A 17176-nucleotide genomic window follows, 5' to 3' on the forward strand; every position below is an offset into this window, starting at 1 on the left:
CTCAGGAACCGGGCCGGGGAGGGCGGTCGGCGGGCTGGGGGCGGGTGGGGACGGCCTCGATGAGTGCCACCAGGCCGTCGGCGTCGAGCAGGTCCACCGGCCGCACGGTCCGGTTCGCGCGCACGTAGTGGAAGGCCGCGCCCACGCTCTCCAGGGGCACGCCCGCGAGCTGCGACCAGGCCAGGCGGTAGGCCGCGAGCTGCACCGACGCCACCCTGGCCGCCTTGCCCTTGGGCGGCTCGCCGGTCTTCCAGTCGACGACCTCGTAGCGCCCGTCGGGCAGCTCGAAGACGGCGTCCATCCGGCCGCGCACCAGCCGATCGGCGATCATGGTCTCGAACGGCACCTCCAGGTCGAGCGGCTTCCGCTCGGCCCACTCGCTCTGCTCGAACCGCTCCTGCAGGTCGGCCAGCCGCACGTCCGCCTCCTCCGGCTCCTGGAGCAGGTCCAGCTCGAAGTCGTCGATGAGCCGCTGCTGGTCCCACCGGGTCTCCAGCCACCTGTGGAACGACGTGCCGCGCCGGGCCAGCGGCGCGGGCTTGACCGGGACCGGACGACGGATCCTGCGGGCCAGCTCGCGGGCGTCGCCGGCCAGCGTGACCAGAGAGGACACGGTGAGGTTGGTCGGCAGCTCGACGGTGGTGGAGCCGCGCCGCCGGTGCAGCTCCCGCTCGCGCAGCAGCAGGTCGGTGTCGCGCTCCCAGGCGCGCACCCGCTCCTCCTCGAACGCCCGCAGCACCTCAGCGCCTCGCCCGCCCTCCACGGACACACCGGCATCCCCCGGCACGCCTCCCGCGCCTCGGACGGCGTCCTCGGACACGCCCGCCGTGCCTGCGGCGTCTTCCTGTACGCCCTCCGCCGGAGCAGCCGTCATCACCCGGTCCAGCGCGGCCTCCACCAGGCGGGCGCCGTCGAGGACGGACTCGTACCGCAGGCCCTCGGGGGTGACCGGCCAGACGGCCTCGGCCGGCTCGGCCAGCAGCGGGTTCGTGGCGCCCTCGGTCACCTCGGGCGCCCAGAACGCGACCCGGTCGGCGGTGTCGCGGATCTCCAGCAGGAAGTCCGACGGGGCCAGCGGCTTGGAGGCGCTCCCCCACCGGTAGCCGGAGGCGATCAGCTGGTAGTGGGCGCGGGTGACGGCCACGTACGCCAGCCGCCGTTCCTCCATGAGGTCCCGCTCGCGGCAGAGCTCGTCGAACACCGCCAGCTCCTCCTTGCCGAGCCCGGCCAGCCGGGGCAGGTCGGCGGCGTCGCCGCGCAGCGCGTACGGCAGCTTGCGCGGGTTGTCGGTCCAGCGGCTGTTGGTGACGGGCGTGGCGGGGAACATGCTGCCGCTGGCGATCGTCCCCTTGGTGCTGAGGAGCTGCGACAGGCCGGGCACCACCACGACGGGCCACTCCAGCCCCTTGGAGGCGTGCACGGTCATCAGCTTGACGCTGTTGCTCTCGCCGACCCGGCCCGCCTCCAGCCCGAACTCCTCGCTCTCGGCCGCCTGCAGGTAGGCCAGGAACGCGCCGAGCGTCGGGTCCTCGGAGTCGCCGGCGAACCGGGCCGCCGCGTCCTGGAACGCGTCGAGGTCGGCCCTGGCGGCGAACGCGCTGACCGTGCCGCCGCGCGCCGCCACCTCGATGTCCAGGCCCAGCCTGCGCTCGATCTCGCTGATCAGGTCCGGCAGCGGCTGCCCGGTGTGGGACCGCAGCTGGCGCAGCTCGTGCGCGAGCGCGACGAGCCTGGTCGCGGCCAGCGGCGAGAACGAGCGCAGCCAGGCCTCCCGGTCGGGCAGCTCGTCGAGCGCGTCCACCAGGCTGCCGCGCTCCTCGGCCAGGTCGGCCACCACCTGGTCCAGCGGGTCGTCGGCGCGGCGGCCGTCCCGGGACTCGCGGTTCAGCTCACGGGCGAGCTCGCCCAGCGCCCGCAGGTCGGCGGGGCCGATCCGCCAGCGCGGCCCCGCGAGCAGCCGGGCCAGCGCGTCGCCGGCCGTCGGGTCGTACAGCACGCGCAGCGTCGCGACGATGTCGTTGACCTCGGGCACGGTCAGCAGGCCGCCCAGGCCGACCACCTCGACGGGGATGTCGCGCGCCTCCAGCGCCCGGCGCAAGGCAGGAAACTGTGACCTCTTGCGCGCCAGGATCGCCACGTCCTGCGGCTGGATGGCGAGCGTCTTCTTGCGCTCCTTCTCGCCCCAGGGCAGGCCGTCGGGGGCGACCTCCTTGCCCAGCAGCCCGGCGATGCCGTCGGCGATCCACCTGGCCTCGTCCTCGGCCGTCTCGTGGAAGGCGCAGGTGACCCGGCCGCGGTCGACCCGGTTGGGGCCGGGGACCAGCACGGGCACCTCGCGGGCCTCCATCCGCAGCGGGAGCTGCACCCGCGCGGCGACGTCGAGCACCCGGTCGCCGTTGCGGAAGCTGACGCTGAGCTGCCGCACCGGGGCGAGGTCGCCGGAGCCGCTCCTGAAGTCCTGGGGGAAGCGGCGCAGGTTGCCCGCCGAGGCGCCGCGCCAGCCGTAGATCGACTGGCAGGGGTCGCCCACCGCCGTGACCGGGTGGCCGCCGCCGAACAGCGAGCGCAGCAGCACGAGCTGCGCGTGGCTGGTGTCCTGATACTCGTCGAGCAGCACCACGGAGAAGCGGGCGCGCTCGATCTCGCCGACCTCCTTGTGGTTGGCCGCGATCCTCGCGGCCAGCGACATCTGGTCGCCGTAGTCGATGACCTCCCGGCCGCGCTTGAGCCTTTCGTACGCCTCCACGAGCGGCAGCAGCTGCTCCCTGGCCGCCTGTACGGCCAGCGGCTTGCGCTGGGCGGCGACCGTCCGGCCCGGCAGCGCGTCGTACCTGTCACGCAGCCACTCGCCCACGCGGCGCACGTCGGGGGCGGCGCGCAGGTGCTCCGACAACTCCCCGGCGAGCTCCAGCACCGCGGCCGTGACCGAGGGCGGGCTCAGCTCGATCCGGTCCATCGGCCCGTCATACATGGCCACCACCCGGGAGGCGAGCTGCCACGAGACGGCCGGCGTGACCAGGCGCATGGTCGGCTCCAGCGCCTCGCGCAGGGCGTGGTCGGTGACCAGGCGGGCGGCGTAGGCGTGGTAGGTGGAAACGGTCGGCTCCTCGTCGAGCAGGGCGGGCTCGACCAGCCCCGCCTCCGCCAGCCCGTTGAGCCGCTCCCTGACCCGGACGGCGAGCTCGGCGGCGGCCTTGCGGGTGAACGTCAGGCCGAGCACGTTGCCGGGGCTGACCAGGCCGTTGGCCACCAGCCAGACCACGCGACCGGCCATCGTCTCGCTCTTGCCCGAGCCGGCCCCGGCCATCACGACCATGGGTTCGAGCTGGGCTTCGATGACGCCGGCCTGCTCGCGGGTGGGCGGCAGGATGCCGAGTTTGTCGGCCAGTTCGACCGGGTTCAGCACACCTGTCCCCCGCTGTCGTTGACCGGGCAGCTCGCCTTGGCCGCGCAGGTGCGACAGCCGTCGTTCGCCTTCGCCTGGAAGAACGGGCCCGACATGCCGATCGCCACGGTGTCGACCAGGTCCGCGGCCCAGCCGGGGTTGGCGTCCTCGGCGAGGGCCTGCTGCTTCTGCTCCACCGCGGCGCTCTTGCCCGCCGCCTTGCCGAGCTGGACCAGCGCGGCCCCGCCCGGCTCGGTCATGCCGTGCCTGGCGAACGCGCCGAGCACGGCCGCGAGCTGGTAGACGCCGAGCTGGGGGTGCCGGTCGAGCTCGCCCGGCCTGGGCTTGGCGCCGCCCGTCTTGAGGTCGATGATCACCGCTCTGCCCTCCGCGTCGCGCTCCACCCGGTCGACGCGGCCCTTGATCTGGACGCCGTCGGCCACCGTGGCGACGAACGCCTCTTCCAGGGCGACGAGATCTCGCGGATTGTCCTGGTGCCAGCGGAGGAACTTGCCGATCATCTGCTCGGCGACCTGGCGCTGCTTGCGGTTGAACCATACGCCGCCGAAGTCGAGCTCCGTCCAGATCTCGTCCAGCCGCTTGCCGAGCAGGTCCTCGCTGGGCAGGTCGGTGGCGGCCAGCACGGCCAGCGCGTGGATCACCGTGCCGAGGCCCTGCGCGGAGCTGGTGCCGGCGGCGCCGACGGCGGTCTCCAGCAGCCAGCGCAGGCCGCACTTGGTGAAGCTCTCCACGGCCGACGGGGAGATGCTGACGATGTCGTCCGGCCAGCTCAGGGGGCGGTCGTCGGTCATGGTGGTCAGCGCGTACCAGTCGTTGGGGTGCGCGCCGTGCACGCCGGCGGCGGCCAGCCTTGCCAGCTGCTCGGCCGCCTTGTGCCGCATCGCGGCGGGCTTGGTGGGGTCGGTGACGGCGCTGCGCAGGTCGGCGACCAGCGCGGACATGTTCAGCCACCGGGCCCGGTCGTCGACCGTGGCCTCCTCCACCGCGCCCGGCAGCAGCTCCGACAGGAACCGGGACGGCCGCTCGTCGGTGTCCTCGCCGCCCACGGCGGTCACCACCAGGCGGCGGCGGGCGCGGGTGGCGGCCACGTAGAACAGCCGGCGCTCCTCGGCCAGCAGCTTGGAGGTGAGCGAGGCGGCGTTCGGCCGCGCTCCCTCCACCACCTCGACGAGGTCCTCCACGCCCAGCATCGAGCCGCGCAGCCGCAGGTCCGGCCAGACGCCCTCCTGGACGCCCGCCACGACCACCACGTCCCACTCCAGGCCCTTGGCGCGGTGGGCGGTCAGCACGCGGACGGCGTCGCCGTCGGGCGCCCGCTCAGCCAGCGTGTCACCGGGGATCTCCTGCGCGGCCAGGTCGTCCAGGAACACCTCGGGGCCCGCCTTGGGCATCCGGTCGACGAACCGGGCCGCCGAGTCGAACAGGGCCACCACCGCGTCGAGGTCCCGGTCGGCCTGCGCGCCCCTGGCGCCGCCGGCCAGGCTCAGCTCCGTCCACCGCTCGGCCAGGCCGCTGCCCTGCCAGACGGCCCACAGCGCCTCCTCGGCGCTGCCCTGCTCGCGCACCGCCTGCCTGGCGGTGGTCAGCAGCCTGGCGACCCGCTCGGCGGGCAGCGCGATGTGCGGCTCTATCCGTACGAGCTCGCGTGCGTCCTTGACGGCGGCGACGAGCAACTCCCCCGAGGACCGCACCCCGAACGGCAGGGTGGCGGGCTCGCCCCCCGCGCGCACCGCACCGCCCGCGGGCTCATCCCCGGCCGCGACGGGAGTGGGGGGCTTCTCGGCTGCCGGTACGTCGGGGGTGGTGGGCTCCTCGGCGGTGGTGGCTTCGTTCTCGGCGATTTTGAGTGCGCGGCGCAGGCGGCGGACGCCGATCATGTCGGTCCCGCCGAGTGGGCCGGTCAGCAGCTCCTCGGCGACGCCTTCGTCCAGTTCGGTGACGTCCAGGGCGACGCGGAGCATCGTCAGCAGCGGCCGTACGCCGGGCTCCTGGGCGATCGGCACCTCGTCGCCGGCGATCATCGTGGGCACCCCGGCGTTGACCAGCGCCCGGCGCAGCAACGGCACCTGGCGGATCGCCGATCGGACGAGCACCGCCATCCGGTGCCAGGGCACCCCGTCGATCAGGTGCGCGCGCCGCAGTGTGTCGGCGACGACCGCGGCCTCCTGGCTGGTGCTGTCGGCCAGCAGCACCCGGACGTCCCCCGCCGGGGTCTCCGGCAGCGGCAGCAGGTCCCGGTGGCCGCCCGAACGGCCGCCGTCGGGCATCGGGGCGGCGGGCAGGCGGGCGGCGACCCGGCGCGAGGCCTCCAGCAGCTCCTCGCCGCTGCGGCGGCAGACCCGCAGGGCCACCACCGGCGCGTCCCGCCCTTCCCGGGTACGGAAGCGCTCGGGGAACTTCAGGATGCCGCGCACGTCCGCGCCACGGAACCCGTAGATCGACTGGTCCGGGTCACCCACCGCGACCAGGTCCCGGCCATCGCCGGCCAGCTGCTCCAGCAGGAACTCCTGCGCCGGGTCGGTGTCCTGGTATTCGTCCACGAACACCGCGTCGTGCGCGGCGCGCTCCCGCCGGCGCACGTCGGGATCGGTGAGCAGGCCCGCCGCCGCCCTGATCAGCTCGGAGTAGTCCAGCGCGGGCTCGGGGTCCAGGTCGAAGCGGACCTGGTAGCGCTGGGAGAAGCGGCCGGCCGCGACCCAGTCCGCCCGGCCGTGGCGCCTGCCCAGCTCCTGGATCCGCTCGCCGTCCAGGCCGCGCTCGGCCGCGCGGGACAGGAAGTCGCGCAGTTCCTCGGCGAATCCGCGGGTCTTCAGCGGCTCGCGCAGGTCCTCGGGCCACTCCAGCGCCCCGTCCTCCAGCTCGCCGTGCAGCAGCCGCCGCACCTCCAGGAGCTGCTCGGGGCCGGTGAGCAGGCGCGGCGGCCGTTCGCCCGCCAGCACGGCCTCGCGCCGCAGCAGCGCGTAGGCGTAGGAGTGGAAGGTCAGCGCCAGCGGGGTGCGGGTGGTCCTGCGCAGCCGTCCGGTGACGCGCTCGCGCAGCTCACCGGCGGCCTTGCGGCTGAAGGTGAGGATCAGCACCCGCTCGGGGTCCGTGCCGCGCCGCTCGATCCGGTCGACGACGCTCTCCACGATCGTGGTGGTCTTGCCCGCGCCCGGCCCGGCGAGCACCAGCAGCGGGCCACTCCGGTGCTCGACCACGGCACGCTGATGTTCGTCCAGCACAGGGGCCTCGACAGGCCCCCCACTGCTGCGGCGCACCAGTCGCCAGGTCTGACCACTCACAACACTAGATTCCACCAGACCACAGGGGTAGATCGTGCCGTCTTGACCGGTCTCCTCGCGCGATCGCCCACGGTATCTGGGGAAATATCAGGATTCTCGGCGACACGCCGGGACGCAGCGTGCCGGTGAACGAGCCCCTGGCCGGTGAGCACATCGCTCACCGGCGTGCCGGTTCGTCAGGAGAAGATTTCGTCAGGAGAAGATGTGGTCCACGACCCTGGCCGTGGCCTTGCCGTCGTCGCGCGGGGCGAAGGTGGCCCTGAAGGCGTCGTAGCGGTCGGCGTGCGCGGCCGACACCTCATCGATGGAGCGCAGCGCCTCGACCACGTCCGACGACGTCGACAGCACCGGGCCGGGCGCGATCTCCGGCAGGTCCACGTACAGGCCCCGCTTGGTGGAGTATTTCGCCAGGTCGTAGCCGTACAGGACGATCGGGCGGCCGGTCACGGCGAAGTCGAACATGACCGAGGAGTAGTCCGTCACCAGCACGTCCGTCACCAGCAGCAGATCCGCGATATCCGGATAAGTCGTGACGTCACGGGCGATGTCGGGGACGGCGGGTGCGGCCTGCATGGGGTGGGCGCGTACCAGCAGCTCGTGGTCGGCGCCGAGCGCCTCGCGGGCCTTGGCCAGGTCGAGCTTGACCATGGCGTTCTTGCGGTCGTAGTCACGCCAGGTCGGCGCGTAGAGGATCACGCGCTTGCCCTCGGCCAGCCCGAGGCGGGCCCGGACCGCCGCCGCCAGCTCGTCCCGGTCGGGCGAGGTGAGGACGTCGTTGCGCGGCAGGCCGCTCTCCAGGACCTCGCCCTGGTAGCCGAACGCCTGGCGCAGCACCGGCGTCGCCCACGGCGACTGCGACAGCAGCACGTCCCAGCCGCGCACCTCCGTGGCCTGCCGGTGCCAGATCGGCGGGCGGGGGTCACGGTTCATGTGCGCCTGGTCGTTGCCGATGTGCTTGGCCGGGGTGCCGTTCCAGGTCTGCACGACCACCTGGCCCTCGCGGGAGCGGAACCAGACGGGCAGGAACGCGTTGGTGACGATGTAGCGGGACCTGGCGAGCGCCGCGTGGTGCTCGCGGCTGCCCGCGCGCACCACGGTCGCCGGGCCCGGCGGGACGAACGCGCCGTCCTTGACGATCCAGATGTGCTCGCGGTCGTCGCCGCGCCGCAGCCGCTCCTCGTAGATCGCCCGGACGCTGTCGGCGTAGAGGCGGCCGTCGTTGACCACGTAGACGGTCGCGTCGCCCAGCGGCTCGGTGCGCTGGGCGGGGTAGAAGACGCGGCGCAGCACGTGGGTGCCCGCCACGCCCTTCTCGTCCGCGGGGCGCTCCTCCTCCGACATCACCACGGGCACGTCGAAGCGCGTGGAGATCATCCGGAACGCGTGGCCGCCGAGGACGCGCGGCTCCTCGTCCAGGGTCTCCAGGCAGGCGTGGTCCATGCGGGCCGGGACGATCTCACCGGACGGGTGGCGCACGGTCATGTTCCAGGTGCCGGACGACAGCGGCACCGCCTCACCGAAGCGGTCCATGGCGGCCGGGGAGATCCGTACGGTGAAGTCCTCGCCGGAGCGCTCCATCGGGATCACGTAGGACAGGCCGGAGCGGTGGCGCAGGGTGAGCGAGCGCGGTCCCGGCGCGTCAGGGTAGTCGCCCTTGAGGACGAGCGTGGACCCCTCCCACACGGCCGAGACGATCACCGGGCGGATCCGGTGCGCGGAGACGACCACGCGGTCGCGCCGGTCGCCGAGCACGGTGATCTCGCGGTCGGCGACGGTCGTCCTGGTGTCCGCCAGGTCGCCGAGCATGACCGACGCGGCGGGGTCGCCCTTGGGCTCGACCCACAGGCGGCGGCCGTCCTTCTCCTGCAGCAGCGCGGGCACCGCCAGGCTGATCAGCACCTCGGTGCCCTTGCCCGAGGGGGTGAACTCGGCGGCGATGCGATGGCCGCCCAGCCGGGCGTGGCCCTTGGTCACCGCGCGGTCGGGCAGGAAGATCTGCAGCCCGAGACGGTCCTCGTCGACGGTGACGCCGGTCAGCTCGGCCCGGTTGGGCTGGAGCACCACCTGCAGGGCGCGGTCGGAGGTCCAGACCGGCCTGGCCCACCAGCCGGGCCGCAGCTTGCGGCCAGCGGGACGCTCGCTGCGGCCCACGGAGGCGCCGCGCAGCAGACCGGTGGCCCGCGCGCCACGACTCCAGAACACGATCTCGGCGCGCCACGTGGTGGTGTCGCGCACGGCGGGACGGCTGCGCAGGCGCCGCCGCACGGCGTGGACGACCGCCCGCACCGCGCCGCGCCAGCGCAGCGCCCACGGGTTGAGCTCGGCGTTGAAGCCGGACCAGTCGTAGTTGCAGCCGGGCTCGCGGGCGCCGTGGGTGGCCTCGGGCGCGAGCACCCGGCGGGTACGCAGCCGCACGGGCGGCAGCCAGCGCGGGCCGCGCAGCACCACGGTCGCCCTGTTGAAGCGGCGGCTGCGGACGGACAGGCCCGCGAGGTAGGCGAAGCCGGTGATGCGCAGCTTGCCGCCGACCCAGACGATGTCGTCGATGTGGGTCACCGGCACCATGTCGGCGCGCCTGAGCCGGTAGAGCTCGGCCGGCAGCTCGTCGCGGAACGGCAGGTCGGCGTACCAGCGCAGGCCCTTGCGGATGCGCTTGGACGGCTCGGCCGCCGCCGCGACGACCTTGGTGAGGGTCTCGCCGTCGACGAGCTCCTCGTCGGGGCGGCTCTCGATCAGGTGGCAGATGAGGCGGCGGGCCACGGGCAGCTCACGCTTGACGCCCGGGTCCACACTCGCCAGGTAGGGGCGCAGCAAGGTGAGCAGCTCGCGCCTGCGCGCGGCGCCACGCTTGACCGCCAGATCCATCCGGGCGCCCAGCGGGCCGCTGAGCGCCTCGCTGTCGAACGCGGAGTCACGGCCGCCTGGGCCGACGACGCGCATGATGGCGTCGAGTGCTTCGCCGCGATCGCAGAGATCCTGGACAGCCTTGAGGCGGTCGGGGACCGCTTCGCCGCCCGGGCTCTGGGCTTTTACGCCGGTAGCCATCGGGTGGGCACCGCCTTTCGGGCCGCCGTCAGTATTTCTGCTCATGCTAATAGGAGTCACATGTCAACAAATCGCCCCTTAACCGAAAAAGCAGGTCAAGGCGCTTCCTGAAAATCCGCTGAACGCCCGTCCCAGCGGGCCCTTCGCATATCCACCCGGTCACCCCGCAGCGCCGTGCCTTCCTCGCGCCAATGGGCCAGGCAGCGCTGCTCGTGGTCCGGTGCGCCGGTGCCGTCCGCGTGCACCACCCGCCACCAGGGCACACCGCCTCCATAGGTGGACATCACCCGGCCTACCTGCCGGGGGCCGCCCTGGCCCACGTACTCGGCGATGTCGCCGTACGACATGACCCTGCCGGGCGGGATGCGCTCGACGACGTCGAGCACCGCCTCGGCGAAGGGGTTCACGGCGTCCACGCCGCCGGGCCCGCCTCGATCATCTCGTCCAGCTTGCCGAGCACCATCGCGGTGCCGTCGGCCAGCACCTCCACGACCCCGTCACGCAGCGCGTAGACCTCGCCGTCCTCGCCGACCAGCCTGGCACCGAGCGCGGCGGCCAGCCGGACGAGTTGCGCCACCTGCCAGTCGGAGCCGGGCTCCCCGATCAGTTGGTCCCGCCATGCGCCCACGGGGTGCGTGCCGCCGCCATGCCTGGCGACGATCTCGTCCGATCCGCGCAGCTCGAAACCGGCCGGCGCGATCGCCCTCGCCAGCTCCCCGAAGGCCAGCGGAGACTCACGAACCACGCGTAGCTCGTATCCCATGACGCGCGACGATAGCGGATCTTTTACTCTCTGCGCTGATTGAGCATGACGATCGCCCCGCAGAACAGGATGAGCGCTATCAGAACTCCGCCGCCGTACAGCCACAGCCGCCAGGGATCGGGACCGGGCGCGGACGGCGGCGGCGAGTCCTCCCCCTGCCCGAAGTGCTGCTCGTCCGGCACCGGCAGGGAACGCTTCTCGCCGGCCAGTCGCTCGGCGGCGTTCATCGCGGCCACGGCGTCGACCACCCCGAACCCGATCCTGTCGTCGTACCCGGCGGCGGGCCGGCCCCTGGAGCCGACGGCCAGCGCCTGCGCCACCTGGGCCGGCCGCAGGTCGGGGTGGCGTGCCTTGATGAGCGCCGCGACCCCCGCCACCAGCGCCGCCGCCGAGCTGGTCCCATCGGCCACCTCGTAGCCGCCGCCCCGCTTGAGCACGGGCACCCCCGAGCCCGGCGCGGCGACCAGCACGGACAGATTGTCACTGCTGTACGGCGCGACGTTGCTCCGCTCGTCCACGGCGGCCACCCCGATGACCCCGGGATACCCGGCGGGGAAGGCCCAGTAGGAGGTGCCCTTCTCCTTGGTGTAGTCGCTCTGCCCGTCGTTGCCCACGGCCGCGATGAGCACCACGCCCTTGCCGAGCGCGTAGGAGACCGCCTCACGCTCGGTCCGCTGCGGGCCGTAGGTGCCGATCGACATGCTGACGACCTGCGCGCCGTGGTTGGCGGCGTAGCGCAGCGCCCGTGCCAGCGGGCTCTGCGTCGCGCTCCGCTGATCCTCCAGCGGCGGGATCACGTTGATGTCGGGCTCCTCGTCGAGCGCCAGCGGCAGGGACAGGACGCGGGACTCCGGCGCGACGCCGACCAGCCCGCCGTCGGCGCCCGATCCGGCGATCAGCCCGGCCATGGCGGTGCCGTGCCTGCCGGGGGCCACCTCCTCGCCCTCCGCGGACGACCTCATGTACGGGCCGACGGTGACCCGGCCGCGCAACTCCTTGACGCCTTTGTCGACGGGACTGTCGATGACGGCCACGGTGACGCCCTTGCCCTTGGTGACCTGCCACGCCTGCTCGACGTTGAGCGCGTCGAGCACCCACTGCTGCCGCTCCCTGATGGGCGCCTCGGCGGGGGCGTGCAGGGCGAGCACGACGGCGGTCAGCACGCGTACGGCGGTCAGCACACGTTCCCCTGGGTGCAGGGCGGCACCTTGGGCGGGTCCGCGAGGAAATAGGCGATCTGGTTGCCGACCGACCTGGCCGCCGGCCAGAGCTCACTGTGCAGGATCTCCTCCGGCGGGACGGCGGCCCTGGTGCGGCCGTCGGCGTAGCCCGCGGTCGAGAAGACGAGGTACGGCCCGGCGCCCACCCAGCCGGTGCGCTGCCGCTGCGCGACCTGGAAGCGTTCGGCCACCGTGCCGGGGAAGGCGACGGGCAGCACGCCCACCCGGTCGTCCTGGGTGAGCTCCTCTGCGGCGGAGGCCCTGGCCTCCTCATCCTCCAGCACGGCCACGCCGACGGTCATGACGAAGGTGGAGGTCTGGTCGACGTAGGTGGCGCGCAGCATGGTGCGGCAGCCGTGGCCGTCGAGGATCCCGGCGATCGAGGAGTCGACGGCGCTGCGGCAGGTGGCCTCGGGGGCGATGCCGACGCGCCTGGCGTACTGCTGGACGCGGTCGAGCCCGAAGTACTTCACCTCTTCGGGGAAGACGCTCGTGACGGGCCAGGCCTGCCAGCGTCGGGCGATCTCCTCCTGCTTGTAGCGGCTCTGCTCCTCGGCGGTCAGCGGCCGCGACCGGGTCTCCCTGAACAGGGCCGCGGTGCCGAGCAGCACGATGACGGCCGACAGGGCCACGATGGTGCCGAGCAGCGCCACGAACAGCCGCCGGTAGCGGACGCCCTGCTGGAGCGCGTCGGCCTCGGCCCGTTCCTTGGCGGCCGTCCGGCTCGCGGTGCCAGCCACCGGCCAGTCGCGCACGCGGGAGCCACGACCGGCGGTGGCGCCGAGCGGATTTCTCCGGCCCGGCGTGGCTGCTCCCCCGGCGCGTGGCAGACCTGAGGTGGACCTGCGTGCCTTCACCACCGCCTCGTTCCCGTTCGTACGTGTCTACTTCGTCCCCGTTAAGTGGCGGATCATGCGTCTTGGCAATTGTGCGCGCGTCGCACCCTCCTGACCAGAGCGAAGATGACCGCCAGCGCCCCCAGGGCGCCCGCGACCAGCACCGCGGCGATGGAGCCGTAGACCATGACGTGCTCGTCGTCCCGGTGGACGACCTTGACCGGGCCGATCGGGCCGCCGCCGAGAGGAGTGGCGGGGTCGTGCGCCTGGCCCGCCGCGGCCGTCACGGTGTGCCGGGCCAGCCGGCCGGCCGCGGCCAGCGCCTTGGCGGCGTTGACCACGCCGAATCCGGTGCCGATGTCGTAGCCGTGCGGCGGCCTGTCGGTCGCGCTCTCGGCCAGGGCTTGCACCACCAACGGCGGCGACATTCCCGGATATTTCGCTTTTATCAGGGCGACGACCCCCGAGACCAGCGCGGTCGCCTGAGACGTGCCCTTGCCCACCCAGTAGCCGCCGTCCGGGCCCGCGCCCATGATGTCGACCCCGGGCGCGGCCACCACGACCGAGGCGTTCCGCTTGGAGAACGACGCCCGCCGCAGTTTCGCGTCCGCCGCCCCCACCGACACCACCCCGGTGAAGGACGCCGGATAGGAGTAGGGAACGGTCCCGCCGTCCGCCCCCTGGTTGCCCGCCGCGGCCACCAGCACGACCCCCTTGGAGATCGCGTAACGGATGGCCGCGCGCTCCTGCCGGTTCGGCAGGTCCTTGGAGATCGACAGGTTGATCACGTCCGCGCCCTGGTCGACCGCGTGCCGGATGCCACCGGCGACCGAGTTCTCGAACCGCTGGTCGGTGTTGAACGTCCCGAACCCCGGCTCCTCGTCCTCCAGGATCACCCGCACCGACAGCACCCCCGCCTCGGGCGCGACCCCGATGACGCCGAACCTCCCGTCCGGCCCGTGCCCGTGCCCGGCGATCAGCGAGGCCATGTACGTGCCGTGCAGGCGCATGGGCGGCACCCCGGGCGGGTTCGCGCCCTCGACGAAGTCCTTGCCCACGGTCACCGAGCCCACCAGATCGCGATGGCCGGGATCGACGCCGGAGTCCAGCACCGCCACGACGACCCCCGCACCCTTGCTGGTCCGCCAGGCCGTACGCAGGTCGAGCGCCTCGATCACCGACTCCTGGCCACGGCGCACGTCGTCGGCCACGGCGGGCGGCGCGTCGAACAGCAACGCCCCCGCCAGCACGACCACGCCGGCACCCCTCAGCACTGCCACTCCTCGGCCGAGCAGTCGGGCATCACCGGCACGCTCAGCTCCGCCAGGATCCGCTCGGAGAGCTCGGCGGCGAAGGCGAAAACGGCCGGACGCTGCTCACTGGACGCGACGGCCGGCCTGCCGTCGACCTGTCCCGCCGTGGTCAGCACGAGGTACGGGCCCGCCTGCCGTACCGAGCCCGCCTGCCGTACGGCAGGAGTGAAACGGTGGGAGACGGTGCCGGGGAAGGCCAGCGGCCGAAGGCCCGGCACGGGCTTGCCCGCGGCGGGGAAGGCGACCCTGGCGCGGGCGGCGCGCGGCTCGTCGGGCAGCGCGACGACCCCGACGGTGACGAGCACGCCGCGCAGCGCGTCGATGTAGGTGGCGCGGAGCACGGCCCGGCATCCCGCCAGGGCCAGTGCCTCGGCGGCCTCGGCGTCGACCGAGTCGGCGCAGCCGGTGTCCGGCGAGATGCCGACCCGGCTGGCCCGCTCCCGGCCGCCCTGCTCCGCGGCGTAGGGAAGGCTGTCGGGGAAGATGCGCCCGGCCTCCCAGGTGCGCCATCGCTCGGCGACCTCGACCTCGGCCGCCGCGCGGAGCTCGGCGGCGTTCGGGCCACGGGTGAGCTCCGTCCCCGCCTCCCCGGCCGTCACCCCGGCGGCCACCGCGCAGACCAGGGTCAGCGCGGAGGCCACCACGAGGGAGGGCCAGAGGCGGGGATTGTCCACAGGATCGACCTTAATGCGGGCGACCCTGCGCCATCCTCAGAAACCGGACCGTTCAGGGAGCGGACCGTTCAGGGATCGGACTCAGTACTCGGGCAGGCTCGGATCCACCGTCTTGATCCAGCTCAGCACGCCGCCGCCGAGGTGCACGGCATCGGCGAAGCCGGCGCTCTTCACGACCGCCAGCGCCTCCGCCGAGCGCGCGCCCGACTTGCAGTGCAGCACGATGCGCTTGTCCTGCGGGAGCCGCTCCAGCGCGGATCCGTTGAGGAAGTCACCCTTGGGGATCAGGGTGGCGCCCGGGATGGAGACGATCTCGTACTCGTTGATCTCGCGCACGTCGACGAGGAAGATGTTCTCGCCGCCGTCCTGCATCGCCTTGAGCTCCTGAGCGGTGATCGTCGAGCCGGTGGCGGCCTCGGCGGCTTCGTCGGAGATCGCGCCGCAGAAGGCCTCGTAGTCCTCCAGCAGCTCGGTGACCGTCGGGTTCTTGCCGCACAGCACGCACTCGGGGTCCTTGCGGACCTTGACGTCGCGGTACTTCATCTCCAGGGCGTCGTAGATCATCAGCCGGCCGACCAGCGGGTCGCCGATGCCCGTGAGCAGCTTGATGGCCTCGTTGACCTGGATCGAGCCGATCGAGGCGCACAGCACGCCCAGCACGCCGCCCTCGGCGCACGAGGGGACCATGCCGGGAGGCGGGGGCTCGGGGTAGAGGCAGCGGTAGCAGGGGCCGTGCTCGGCCCAGAAGACGCTCGCCTGGCCGTCGAAGCGGTAGATCGAACCCCAGACGTACGGCTTGCCGAGCAGCACCGCGGCGTCGTTCACCATGTAGCGGGTGGCGAAGTTGTCGGTGCCGTCGACGATGAGGTCGTAGCCGGAGAAGATCTCCATGACATTCTCGGTGGTCAGCGTCGCGTTGTGCACCACGACGTCGATCAGGGGGTTGATCTCGCGGACTGACGCCGCGGCGCTCTCGGCCTTGAGCCTGCCCACGTCGGACTGGCCGTGGATGACCTGGCGCTGCAGGTTGGACTCGTCGACGACGTCGAAATCGATGATCCCGAGCGTGCCGACACCCGCCGCGGCGAGGTAGAGCAGGGCGGGCGACCCGAGACCGCCGGCGCCCACACACAGCACCTTGGCGTTCTTCAGCCGCTTCTGTCCGGCCATCCCCACGTCGGGGATGATCAGGTGGCGCGAGTAGCGGCGTACCTCATCGACGGTAAGTTCGGCGGCCGGCTCGACCAGCGGTGGCAACGACACTTTCAACGCTCCCGTTCAGGGGTCTTATCTCTCAGTGGAACCTAGCCGGGCAGCGGGGCATTCCCCAATCGCGTCTCACCGATCAGACGGCGCGCCTCGATGGCCACGACCTGCGGCAGCTCCATCATCGCCACGTGCCCCGCCCTGGGCAGCAGCACCAGCCTGACCTGGTGGAACGCGCGGTGCGCCTTCGCGGCCATGGCGGGCCTGACCAGCCGGTCGTGCCTGCCGTGGATGATCAGGGTGGCCGCCTGGACCTTCTCCGCCTGCCGCCACAGGTTGCCCTCGCCACGGCGGAAGTATTCGGCCACGATGCCGCGGGCCGAGCCGATCATCGCGGCGCCGGCGTGCGGCAGGGCATCGCGCCGGCGCAGCTCCTCCACCGCGTCGCGCAGCCGCACCGGGTGCACCGCGCGGGCGTTGGCCCAGACCATGCTGAAGGAGGCGTTGACCCGCTGCTCGGCCGGGACCAGCCGGAGCCTGTCGGCCACCCACTCGCCCAGCCGCGGCGTGGCGGCCGCCGCCACCCGCACCGGGCCGTACCGGGGCAGCAGGTCGGGCAGCGCGGGCGAGATGAGCGTCAGCGAGCGGACCAGGTCGGGGCGGGTGGCGGCGACCCTGACCGAGATCGCGCCGCCCATCGAGTTGCCGAACAGATGGGCGGGCCCGATGCGCTCCAGGAAACCGATCACCGCGGCGGTGTTCGCGGCGACGCTGTAGTCCCCGTCGGGCGGCTCGGGCGAGAACCCGGCTCCGGGCAGGTCGATGGCGTGCCCGGTGACCTCGTCCTTCAGCTCCTGCATCAGGTCGGTCCAGTTGGTCGCCGAACCGGCCAGGCCGTGGACGAACACCGCCTGCTCGGGAGCGCCCTCGGGGGTGGACCTGACGTGCACTGGGCCGACCATGCGTCCCGGCCAGTGCGGGACCGGCTCCGCCATCGCGTGCTCCTTTCCGCTGTACGTACGTACGTGATGCCGGGCCTCGGTCTGGGGGACGTCGGGCGCGGTGCCACGTAACAACCATACGAAAGACGGAGATGCCGGGGCACTGGCCGTGGGGCCGTCACGCGGCGGGCGCCCTTGGGACTTGCCATCACCCTATTCGGACATATCAGCCTATTTCTATTTATGGATATCTAAACGATCTCATGAGTTTCCAACTATGGATAAAGGCTACTGATCGTCGTTTGCGTCCATCGAGAACGGAGAACATGACAACCAGATGGCAGGCGGGGCGACAGTAGAGGCACTTGGCGTTGCCTCGAAGGCCGTGAAGTGAACACACCCTCAGGAGATGGCGGAACTTCGTAGCGACCTCCGGCCCTCTCCGGCCGCGGCGCGCCCTATTGAGCCGAGTACCGCAAATTCGGACAAGT

Annotated in this window: 11 protein-coding genes; all 11 read right to left on the reverse strand. The window is 72.7% G+C overall.

What is annotated here, in order from left to right; all coding sequences use genetic code 11:
- Position 1: 1 nt before the first annotated feature.
- The 11 genes from OHA68_RS05205 to OHA68_RS05255 all read right to left on the reverse strand — a co-directional run bounded on the left by OHA68_RS05205 (position 2) and on the right by OHA68_RS05255 (position 16739).
- Entirely contained in the window at positions 2-3406 is a 3405-nt protein-coding gene (locus OHA68_RS05205) for an ATP-dependent helicase (protein WP_327106578.1), read from the reverse strand.
- Entirely contained in the window at positions 3400-6627 is a 3228-nt protein-coding gene (locus OHA68_RS05210) for an ATP-dependent helicase (RefSeq protein ID WP_327106579.1), read from the reverse strand. The genes OHA68_RS05205 and OHA68_RS05210 overlap by 7 nt, the downstream gene beginning before the upstream one ends.
- Positions 6628-6879: 252 nt before the next feature.
- The gene (locus OHA68_RS05215; RefSeq protein WP_327106580.1) at positions 6880-9732 is read right to left on the reverse strand and encodes a CDP-glycerol glycerophosphotransferase family protein; all 2853 of its coding nucleotides are present in this window, start codon (positions 9730-9732) and stop codon (positions 6880-6882) included.
- Between the two features lie 95 nt (positions 9733-9827).
- Complete coding sequence (locus OHA68_RS05220) at positions 9828-10148, reverse strand: MGMT family protein (RefSeq protein WP_189141784.1); 321 nt, start codon at positions 10146-10148, stop codon at positions 9828-9830.
- On the reverse strand, positions 10136-10477 hold the full coding sequence (locus OHA68_RS05225) for a hypothetical protein (protein ID WP_225277774.1): 342 nt from the start codon (positions 10475-10477) through the stop codon (positions 10136-10138). The genes OHA68_RS05220 and OHA68_RS05225 overlap by 13 nt, the downstream gene beginning before the upstream one ends.
- 41 nt (positions 10478-10518) lie before the next feature.
- Positions 10519-11676 carry a S8 family serine peptidase gene (locus OHA68_RS05230; protein WP_189141786.1) on the reverse strand — a complete coding sequence of 386 codons (1158 nt, stop codon included), beginning with the start codon at positions 11674-11676 and terminating at the stop codon, positions 10519-10521.
- Positions 11670-12572, reverse strand: a complete 903-nt coding sequence (locus OHA68_RS05235; RefSeq protein WP_327106581.1) for a hypothetical protein — start codon at positions 12570-12572, stop codon at positions 11670-11672. Before OHA68_RS05235 ends, OHA68_RS05230 begins: the two co-directional genes overlap by 7 nt.
- A gap of 53 nt (positions 12573-12625) precedes the next feature.
- Positions 12626-13825: a S8 family serine peptidase gene (locus OHA68_RS05240; protein WP_327106582.1), complete on the reverse strand. Its 1200-nt coding sequence runs from the start codon at positions 13823-13825 to the stop codon at positions 12626-12628.
- Complete coding sequence (locus tag OHA68_RS05245; protein ID WP_327106583.1) at positions 13819-14538, reverse strand: hypothetical protein; 720 nt, start codon at positions 14536-14538, stop codon at positions 13819-13821. Before OHA68_RS05245 ends, OHA68_RS05240 begins: the two co-directional genes overlap by 7 nt.
- Positions 14539-14619: 81 nt before the next feature.
- On the reverse strand, positions 14620-15801 hold the full coding sequence (moeZ, locus tag OHA68_RS05250; protein WP_189141788.1) for an adenylyltransferase/sulfurtransferase MoeZ: 1182 nt from the start codon (positions 15799-15801) through the stop codon (positions 14620-14622).
- 41 nt (positions 15802-15842) lie between these two features.
- A complete protein-coding gene (locus OHA68_RS05255) occupies positions 15843-16739 on the reverse strand; it encodes an alpha/beta fold hydrolase (protein WP_327106584.1) in 897 nt (298 codons plus the stop codon).
- Positions 16740-17176 lie beyond the last annotated feature (437 nt).

Source organism: Nonomuraea glycinis (assembly GCF_035920485.1).
Taxonomy (GTDB): domain Bacteria; phylum Actinomycetota; class Actinomycetes; order Streptosporangiales; family Streptosporangiaceae; genus Nonomuraea; species Nonomuraea glycinis.

Coding starts and splice junctions, on each gene's coding strand:
- OHA68_RS05215 (WP_327106580.1), bottom strand. CDS start 9,732: ATGGCTACCGGCGTAAAAGCCCAGAGCCCGGGCGGCGAAGCGGTCCCC.
- OHA68_RS05255 (WP_327106584.1), bottom strand. CDS start 16,739: ATGGCGGAGCCGGTCCCGCACTGGCCGGGACGCATGGTCGGCCCAGTG.